The organism is Bacillota bacterium (genome assembly GCA_012837335.1).
GTDB lineage: Bacteria > Bacillota > Limnochordia > Darwinibacteriales > DTU012 > DTU012.
Genome location: DURM01000047.1, coordinates 1 through 1,883, shown reverse-complemented (window position 1 = coordinate 1,883; position 1,883 = coordinate 1). Strand labels below are relative to the sequence as shown.

Annotated in this window: 2 protein-coding genes; both read left to right on the top strand. The window is 43.7% G+C overall.

The genetic code is table 11. From position 1 onward, the window contains the following. A partial coding sequence (locus GX019_06145) for a haloacid dehalogenase-like hydrolase (protein ID HHT36743.1) occupies nt 1-826 on the top strand: 826 nt, incomplete at its 5' end. Nucleotides 827-851: 25 nt separating this feature from the next. Beyond that, the gene (locus GX019_06140; protein HHT36742.1) at nt 852-1,664 is read left to right on the top strand and encodes a glycoside hydrolase family 43 protein; all 813 of its coding nucleotides are present in this window, start codon (nt 852-854) and stop codon (nt 1,662-1,664) included. The last annotated feature ends 219 nt before the right edge of the window (nt 1,665-1,883 follow it).

Sequence of the window (1,883 nt, the reverse complement as noted above, 5' to 3'; positions counted from 1 at the left end):
CCTTCTCTATGATTTTGATAAAACCCTCTGCACCAAGGATATGCAGGAGTATACCTTTATTCCCAAACTTGGCCTTGAGCCGGAGCAGTTTTGGGCTGAAGCTAATGGCTTGGCTGAGAACCACAAGATGGATCGAGTTCTTTCGTACATGTATTTAATGATCAACAAAGCGGCAAGTTCCTATGTGCCCGTTCGCCGGGAGGACTTTGTGGAACTTGGTAAAGATTTAGAGTACTTCCCCGGCGTTGAAGCTTGGTTTGAAAGGATCAATGCCTACGGCAGAGAAATGAATATGAAGGTAGAGCACTACATCATTTCTTCTGGATTGCGGGAAGTTATTGAGGGCTCCAGCATCTTTAAGCATTTTCGGGAAGTTTTTGCCTGTGAGTTTTTCTATGATGTCAATGGTGTGGCGGTTTGGCCAAAAAATGCGGTCAACTACACAACGAAAACCCAGTTCTTGTTCCGAATTAATAAAGGTGTGCTGGATATTTCCAATGATCAAGATCTAAATGAATATACTCCAGAAGATGAGAGGCGAGTGCCGTTTAGAAATATGATTTACATCGGTGATGGGTACACCGATGTTCCCTGCATGAAGCTGGTGAAAGTAAACGGAGGCTATTCAGTTGCAGTTTACCAGCCGGGGGAAAGGGAAAAAGTTGAGAACCTGCTGGTGCATGACCGAGTCGATTTCCTGGTTCCAGCTGATTATCGGGAAAACAGTGAACTGGACAAGCTGATTCGGGACATGATCTTTACAATCAGCATGGTAGACAGCTTAAAGAAGAAAACCAAGCAGCAGATGGATGACATCCTGAGCTGAGATAAACAATAAAGGAGAAATGTCTATGTATCTTATGTCCTACTTTAAAGATGCAGAGCGGAAGATGTTTATTGCTGAAAGCGACAATCTTCTGGAATGGAAAGACTTAAATGATGGCAAGCCGGTTTTTGCAGCCGGTGGCGGCAATTTTATCCGGGACCCATTTCTAATTAAAGACAAGCAGGGCAAATGGCATATGTTTTTTACCAATAAGTGGTACAGCCAGAGCATCGGCCACGCAGTTTCCGATGATTTGCTGAACTGGACTGAGCTTGATGAAATTGTGCTTTTCCCAGGCAATGATGATGTCCATAACTGCTGGGCTCCGGAATGCTACTGGGATGAGAAAAGCCAGCGGTTCAACCTGGTTTGGTCTACCAGCTTTAAATCCAAAAACGAAGGGGATCGGGTAGACAGCATCCGCATTTGGTACGCTGTCAGCGATGATTTAATGAGCTTCTCCGAACCAAAGCTGCTGTTTGATCCCGGTTATCCCGTAATCGATTCATCGATTGTGGAATACAACGGGTTGTACTATATGGCATTTAAAGATGAACGCGATTTTAATAAGCCGGGAAGCCCCTACAGCGCCATTAGAACAGCCATTGCCGAGAAATTCGAAGGTCCATATGAGCAGATTTCTCCGATTCTCACTAACTGGCGCTCCGAAGGACCGATGCTGATTCGGGAAAATGATCAGTTCTACGTATTTTACGATGCCTTTGGAGAAGGGATTTACAGATGCATGGTGAGCAAGGACTTTAAAAACTGGACAGATATTACATCTTCCATGAAGTTTCCGGATAAATGCAAGCATGCGTGCATAACCAGACGGTAACAGCTTGATTTAGGCTAGTTAACCCTGCATGGTAAATTGTGAAAATTAGCCCTGCAGGGTTCTTTTTGTGCTTTTGTGCGTTTGTTAGCGTTAGAATTATCAGACAGAAGAATATAATGGCATGAATATTGGCAAAATAGATTTGAGATGCAGGAATATTTAAACAGAGAGCGAAGTAAATATATACCCACAAAGGAAACGTGTAGCTGAACTCCTTGG